We start from the raw sequence: 7,106 nt of genomic DNA, 5'->3' as shown, positions 1-7,106 counted from the left end.
AAATCGGCCCAGATCCGCGAAATTTTAATCAGCGAGTCAGCTTGGGAAGAAATGACCTGCTTATTCGCACCTTCCCTAGGCAAGAGGATAGAGACTATGAGTGGAATTCATTAATGCTGAGTGTAAGCAGATTCATGCATCTCTGATCCTCAGGGAATACTCTTAGGAGATATTAATTTGTGGATAATCAAAGTGAGCTTACTTTTTGGTAAAGATGATTTTATGTGCAGTTTAGCAGGCGGAATTATTTCCTGGATTCGCAAATACGATAATGCAACCACTCTTCCACATCGCTTTTTAACCATCGGGAAGCTCTGCCCAACTTAATTGGCTTCGGGAATAAGCCATCCTGTATTAGCTTATAGAACCATTTATCGCTAAGGCCAGTAAGTTGAGTGATGAATTTCATGTCAATAAACTGATCGTCCAGTAAAGCAGGTTTAGTTAGCATGTCGATGTGTCCCGGTAATATCTGTTAACCGGAGCGGGTGTTAGTAATTATTACTACTCGCTCCTCCACATCAACTGTTGGCTCTGTAAAAAATAAACCACGCTAAAGACTATCGCTATTTCTGGGTCTGCCTAACCCACTTGGCGGAGGAACCTCATTACTTCCCCAGATATACATCCCATTTTTTTGTTCCTCTTTAGCAAGATAGCTGATGATGTATCTTAATTCATTAATGCTCTTGATATCCGAATGGTTAATTTTTCGGTTAATATCAGCCTGATAATTTTTCTTGTAATTGCTCCAGTTATAATAACCCTCTGCATTTGTTATCTCTCTCCAGAACTCACTAACTCTCTGTACCAGCGGAAATGGTTTTTGTGTATGATGACCATCGAGATAGAATATAACATGTGCATGAAAACCATGATCTGGTGTACGTTCAATGACCCAGAAGTAACCAGTTACGAACGAACAGGATTCTGTTTTTGTCATTAATTTCCGCACGTCTGACTCAATTGTTCTGTAAGTGCTCTGACGAAATCTGGAAGTCGACTTTATATAGAATAAATCAATCCTTACACCCAGTACCCTTGAGTATCGGTGTAGCATATCATTCAGATGACTGTTAATGAGAGAGTATAAAAACCAGTTAATATCATAACGGGTGTTACTTGGGTAGGGGAAATGCATGGCTCAATCCTCGCTGTTTATGCTCAGAGGATTTGCGTTGTATGTAAATTATCACCCTTTTACAAGTTTGAATATATGCAGTGGTGAGAGTGAGGCAGAAGATTATGGAACAGAGTAAAGATGTAGTATATTTCAGGTGACGTCATTATTAATTATACTAATTAACCCAAATTAATAGCCAACATTAATCAACACCTGTTTACCTTTCATTTTCATTCACCTCTCTGAGTGAAGTCGCTGTGCGACACGCAGCTGCCCCGGCAAGTCTCTGCCCGTTTCATCTCCTTCCGGATACATCATCACTTGCGATACGACAGTGTCACTTATCAGGGCAAATGAAAGGTTTTACCTGTAAAAAATCGCCATTTCTGTAATCAGGATAGTTTACTGACATTGTGTAAATTTGTCATGCTCTTCAGATAACCTAATTAACACCATTAAAACGCACTTATGCTGTAAAAAACAGCCTGATTATCATTACTAAATAATTATGCTTTTAAAGCATTTTTATTACTGTTAAATTATGTTTTTCATGGTTGATTGACGGGTGATTTTGATACATCAGGATGCACGATAAACGTGACAGGGGAACGGTATGGCATTGATGGACTACAGGCGTTTGAGGAGATACAACCAGTACCTGGGGTACCTGGCTGTTAGGTATGGGATAAGGATTGACACCAATACAACAAAAAGTTACCACTCTGCTGCTCAGTATGCTGATGAAATTAACACAGCTTTAAACTCTCTCTGTAAAAATCTTAAAGAGCGAAAAAAAATAATCAGAGAGATGAAAACGCATGCTGCTATCAATATTGTTCCTGATAAGCATTTTGACTGGATGAAATCAAGCAGACGTGCTGCATGTTATTCATACTTTTGGCTTGTCAGTAACGATATGTTACTTCCTTCCATGTTAAATAATTCAGGCATCAATTCCGCAGGGGGTTTGTTGATATCAACTCCGATCATTAAAGATGATGCACTTATAACGCAGTCAACGAGTCAATGGGAAATTGATTTTGATTCAAAAAATGATAAGGCAGGCGTGGAAGATGTTAAAGGCGTGAAAAAGTTGATTGCAGATTTAAACAGAGAAAAAGCAATAAATACAATTAACGTTCAGGGTTTTACTCTTAATAATGGCCCTTCAGCCATAAAAAATATAGTTTCTCACGTAGCTAATGGTGTTAATTTTCAATCGCTAAGTCCATTATACGATTCTGAAGAAAGCTATATTTCCTCAAGCATGACTTTCGTTGATAATCTGGCTATGAGCGTTAATGATAAAATAGAAGTCATCGATCGCCTTTATAAGTCATGGCGTACTGAGTTTGGCAATTACCCTCAGCCTTTTTCATGGATAGATCTTGATGATGAGGATAATCTCCTCTGGCTGTGGGATTATATGCAAAAGAGCTTTATTGGTTGCGATGTATCTCCTGCCACCAGAAAACAAATGAAAGATTTTCTTCTGGCGACATTTGATAACTGGGCTGGTTGGAGCAAAGAACAGCTCGCTTTCATCAAAAATGAATCATATAGTTTCGAACTGGATGCAGACAAAAATAAGCAACATTTCCTGGCTCGGGCCCGAAACGCCTGGATACAAAAACGCCACAGGGATAAAAAAGCCAAAGACAGCTCAGGTATTAAACTGACAGCACAGTCTAAAAAGAAATTACTTGCGTTGCAGGATGCGACAGGCATTGAATCAAATGCCTTACTTAAAGCATATATTGATGATGCTTATAAGAAAATGAAATCTGTAAAAAACGATTAATCAAAAAATATTCAGATATATATCATCCTCGTGAACAGCCCTGATGTGACGGCAGAACTTTCGGGTACTGCCGTTTTCATTTTAATTCTTCAGAGGAATGACGATGCACGAAAAAGAAGTTCTGCAGACCTTTATACAACCGCTTTCCGGCCTGCCCCAGTGGGTATCTGAACGCATTCTGCTGCAGATAAATCAGTTAGCCCACTACGAGCCTGTAATAGGCATTATGGGGAAAACCGGCTCGGGCAAGAGCAGCCTTTGTAATACGTTGTTTGCCGGGGAAGTATCACCCGTCAGCGATGTGGCTGCCTGCACCCGTGAGCCACTGCGCTTTCGTCTGCAGGTCGGTGAGCGAGTTATGACCATCGTTGACCTGCCTGGCGTGGGGGAAAGTAGTGCCCGAGATACCGGGTATGCTGCACTGTACCGTGAACAGCTTCCCCGGCTTGACCTGGTGCTGTGGCTGATTAAGGCCGATGACCGGGCACTGGCGGTGGATGAGCATTTTTATCATCAGGTAATTGGTGAGGCTTACCGGCATAAGGTGCTGTTTGTTATCAGCCAGTCCGACAAGGTTGAACCCACCAGCTGTGGGGGGCTATTGTCCACGGAGCAGAAGCAGAATATCAGCCGAAAAATCTGTCTGTTGCATGAACTGTTTCAGCCCGTGCATCCCGTGTGTGCGGTGTCGGTCCGGCTGCAGTGGGGATTGCGGATGATGGCCGAACGGATGATCCGTTGCCTGCCTCGTGAAGCCAGCAGCCCGGTGGCCGCGCAACTGCAATCTCCCTTTCGCACAGCGACAGTCCAGAAAAAAGCGCGTGACGATTTTGGTGAAACGGTCGGCGCGGCGCTGGATGCGGTGAGCGCTCTACCGCTGATACCGGCCCCGGTGCGGGCCGTAATACAGGCTGTCCGTAACACAGTAGTGTCCGTTGCCCGGGCTGTCTGGAATTTCTTCTTCTGAACGTTTAACGCCTGCCTGTTCTTTTCCGAGCCCTGTCGCCTGTGCGATGGGCTTTCTTTTATTTGTTTTCCCCGTTATGAGGAATCTGCTTATGACACGTCTGGCTTCGCGCTTTGGCGTTGCAAACCTTATTCGTCGTGACCGTCCGTTAACCCGTGAAGAACTGTTTCGCGTGGTACCCAGTGTATTTAGCGAGAATAAACACGAATCCCGTAGTGAACGGTACACGTATATACCCACCATTTCCTTGCTGGATAGCCTGCAGCGCGAAGGCTTTCAGCCATTCTTTGCCTGTCAGACCCGCGTGCGTGACCCAGGTCGTCGTGAACATACGAAGCATATGTTGCGCCTGCGCCGGGAAGGACAGATTACCGGTAAGCAGGTGCCGGAAATTATCCTGCTCAACTCCCATGATGGTACCAGCTCGTACCAGATGTTGCCGGGCCTGTTCAGGGCTGTGTGTCAAAACGGACTTGTCTGCGGTGAGTCGTTTGGTGAGGTACGGGTGCCGCACAAGGGGGATGTGGTGAGCCGGGTTATTGAGGGAGCGTATGAAGTGCTGGGGATTTTTGATCGCGTGGAAGAAAAGCGGGATGCCATGCAGTCGTTGCTGTTACCGCCACCTGCGCAGCAGGCACTGGCAAAAGCCGCGCTGACGTATCGCTTTGGTGAGGACCACCAGCCGGTTACTGAATCGCAGATACTCTCCCCGCGCCGCTGGCAGGACGAAAGCAACGACCTGTGGACTACCTGGCAGCGGATTCAGGAAAACCTGATTAAAGGCGGGCTCAGTGGCCGTAATACCAAAGGTGGACGCACGCATACCCGAGCAGTACGCGGTATAGACGGCGATGTGAAGCTCAACCGTGCACTGTGGGTAATGGCGGAAACACTGCTCACGCAGCTACTGTAGCTGCTTTATGTTGCCACATTGTTAATATCGGACACCACCTGTCCGCATTGCGACGTAATCGCTGCCCTCACTCCCCCGGGGATGGCCTGTAACCCCCGCCACAACTGACATTTGCAGAAATGAAAAATAGTTACTGCGGTGTCCATACCCTGACCTCGCCCCTCTTTAAAGTAATCACATCAATTTCAGTCAGTTAACTTCCACGGAGAACTTCTCATGACACAGGCAGAACGCCGCCATGACCGACTGGCGGTCAGGCTGTCGCTGATAATCAGCCGCCTGGTTGCCGGGGAAACGCTGAGCGTGCGTAAGCTGGCGGCAGAGTTTGGCGTATCGGTACGCACTCTGCGGCGGGATTTTCGTGAACGTCTGATGTATCTGGACCTGGAGTATCAGTCCGGTTACTGCCGCCTGCGCACCGCTGGCAGTGAGATGCAGATGGTGCCGGATGTGCTTATCTTTGCCCACCGCAGCGGGCTGGCCGGGCTTTTTCCGGGCCTTGACCGCCGACTGGTGAATGCGTTGTTGATGTGTGATGAAGCCCCCTGCGTTATACCACCTGCCAGTCCGGCATCCTCACCGTCAGAGCCTCTGTCATTCTGGCGACTGGTTCAGGCAATTACTGACCGCAGAAAAGTCACGCTGCTTGCTGACGGGCAGCGCTGCGAGCGACTGGCTCCGTGCCGGTTACTCATCCACCAGCAGACCTGGTATCTGATTGCCGAGCATAACGGACATATTGCCGTGTTCACGCTGGATGAAATTCATCTGGTTCAACCCCTGCAGGAATCTTTCCGGCGTAACGACAGTTTATGTCGTCTGGCTGAAGACCCGGTGTTCATTCAGGCCTTACCCCATTTTCGATTTATTCAGCAGTCACTGCTTGCGTTTGTTCCGGCTGATAACAGGCCGGAATAGTGCAGTTTTTTATCCACCTGGCAGCAAAGAGGAGCCCGATGCTGTTATCACCAGTATCGTCAAAAATCGGGGGATTCAGCCGACTCCTTGCCCTGACACTGCCCACTGATGTACCGGTGGGTATTATCCGGGGCATTTATGTATTCACAAAAACTATTCATCTGATTTCAGTAAGGAAAAAAATGAAACTGATTAAATTATTACCTCTGATGGCAATGATTGCTGGCTCCAGCTTTGCTGCATCACCGGAGAGTACGGTCAAAGCATCAGGCTGTCTGGCAGTAAATGATATGCTTGAGAATCTCAATTCGCGGGAGTCCTGTGTTTCAGTCGATATCACCAGAACCTTATCTGAAGGCCGTTATCTGGCGGTTGCTAACCTGAGTAATGGCAATATCTACCCGGTCCGCATGACCCTCAGTGACGGTGTCATTACGGCACGTCCGGACACGGATGAGATTGATAAGCTCAATCAGCAGCAGGCGCAAAAGCGCCGGGAAGAGCAGTTACAGAAAAAGCTCGATTATTATAAAGCCCACCCGCAAAAAGAGAGCGAGTTCGATAAAGCGAAAAAGGCACATCTGAACCTTACTCAATATCACTCAGCCGCCTGCGGGGCCATTGGTCAAAAAGTATGGGATTCCATTCAGGAAAATGTTTCATGCCTGATGATTGAGAATGCGCAGCAGGTCGGTGATAACACTCAAACAGGAACGGCTATTCTGCGAGGACCGGGTGCCAGTACATTTAAAATTCCGGTCAGGTTCAGCGTGATTCAGGAGGATTTTATCCGTGTTGACGCCGATATTGCACCGGCTGCGCTGGCACAGCTAAAGGCACAGATAGACGCGTATAAAGAAAAACTGAATCAGCGCTAATGAACTGAAAAGGATAACAGTATGAAAATTAAACCCTGTTTACCTGTCCTGCTGTCTCTTCTGGCCCCGGCCTTCACTCATGCAACAGTGACCGAACAACAGTGGGGTGAATGGTACGGCAATACGGGCGGTATGGAGTTTGCACTCAGCAGCGACAATCAGGCCGGAGAGAAGCTGACCATCAGTTGCAGCAATAAAAAGATGGTTGTGGCCTGGCAGCTCCCGAAGGAGGATTACCGCGCCACCTCTGATGAAGGAATGAGCGAGGTGTATCTTCTGATAAACAATGAAAAATACTCGCTTGAGAATGAAACACTGCTTCCGGGCGAGGCTGTTCCGGCTAAGGTGGCTTTTGAAGCAATGAAGCACACAGGAGCAAAAGACACACTGGCTTTCACCGCCTTTCAGTCAGGGGAATCGAAACCGTTCAGTGCCCATGGCTTGCACGATGCGCTGAAAGATATCACCTGGCAGGATTGTCTCGATCAACCCTGATGGCTTTTCAT

Annotated in this window: 8 protein-coding genes; 6 read left to right on the top strand and 2 right to left on the bottom strand. The window is 47.0% G+C overall.

Annotation, left to right across the window (positions count from 1 at the left end; genetic code table 11):
* Window positions 1-244: 244 nt before the first annotated feature.
* Together OGX67_RS06485 and OGX67_RS06480 are read right to left on the bottom strand one after the other, a co-directional pair.
* Entirely contained in the window at window positions 245-451 is a 207-nt protein-coding gene (locus OGX67_RS06485) for a helix-turn-helix transcriptional regulator (RefSeq protein ID WP_047359073.1), read from the bottom strand.
* 102 nt (window positions 452-553) lie between these two features.
* Entirely contained in the window at window positions 554-1,141 is a 588-nt protein-coding gene (locus tag OGX67_RS06480) for a YagK/YfjJ domain-containing protein (protein ID WP_050134914.1), read from the bottom strand.
* A 595-nt stretch (window positions 1,142-1,736) separates the two neighbouring features.
* On the opposite strand from OGX67_RS06480, the gene OGX67_RS06475 reads away from it, so the two are divergent.
* From OGX67_RS06475 to OGX67_RS06450, 6 genes are all read left to right on the top strand, one after another.
* Window positions 1,737-2,924 (top strand): hypothetical protein, encoded by a 1,188-nt coding sequence (locus tag OGX67_RS06475; RefSeq protein WP_200042919.1) that lies wholly within the window; start codon window positions 1,737-1,739, stop codon window positions 2,922-2,924.
* A 103-nt stretch (window positions 2,925-3,027) separates the two neighbouring features.
* Window positions 3,028-3,891 carry a GTPase family protein gene (locus OGX67_RS06470; protein ID WP_200042921.1) on the top strand — a complete coding sequence of 288 codons (864 nt, stop codon included), beginning with the start codon at window positions 3,028-3,030 and terminating at the stop codon, window positions 3,889-3,891.
* Window positions 3,892-3,982: 91 nt separating this feature from the next.
* The gene (locus OGX67_RS06465) at window positions 3,983-4,804 is read left to right on the top strand and encodes a DUF932 domain-containing protein (protein WP_286526179.1); all 822 of its coding nucleotides are present in this window, start codon (window positions 3,983-3,985) and stop codon (window positions 4,802-4,804) included.
* Between the two features lie 216 nt (window positions 4,805-5,020).
* Entirely contained in the window at window positions 5,021-5,722 is a 702-nt protein-coding gene (locus tag OGX67_RS06460; protein WP_149330776.1) for a DeoR family transcriptional regulator, read from the top strand.
* A gap of 182 nt (window positions 5,723-5,904) precedes the next feature.
* Window positions 5,905-6,600 carry a hypothetical protein gene (locus tag OGX67_RS06455; protein WP_200042924.1) on the top strand — a complete coding sequence of 232 codons (696 nt, stop codon included), beginning with the start codon at window positions 5,905-5,907 and terminating at the stop codon, window positions 6,598-6,600.
* 21 nt (window positions 6,601-6,621) lie between these two features.
* Window positions 6,622-7,095 (top strand): hypothetical protein, encoded by a 474-nt coding sequence (locus OGX67_RS06450; RefSeq protein ID WP_200042925.1) that lies wholly within the window; start codon window positions 6,622-6,624, stop codon window positions 7,093-7,095.
* Window positions 7,096-7,106 lie beyond the last annotated feature (11 nt).

Source organism: Citrobacter sp. Cf118 (genome assembly GCF_030334095.1).
GTDB lineage: Bacteria > Pseudomonadota > Gammaproteobacteria > Enterobacterales > Enterobacteriaceae > Citrobacter > Citrobacter freundii.
Note: the sequence above shows the minus strand (reverse complement) of the source record. Positions and strands in the feature narration are given on the sequence as shown.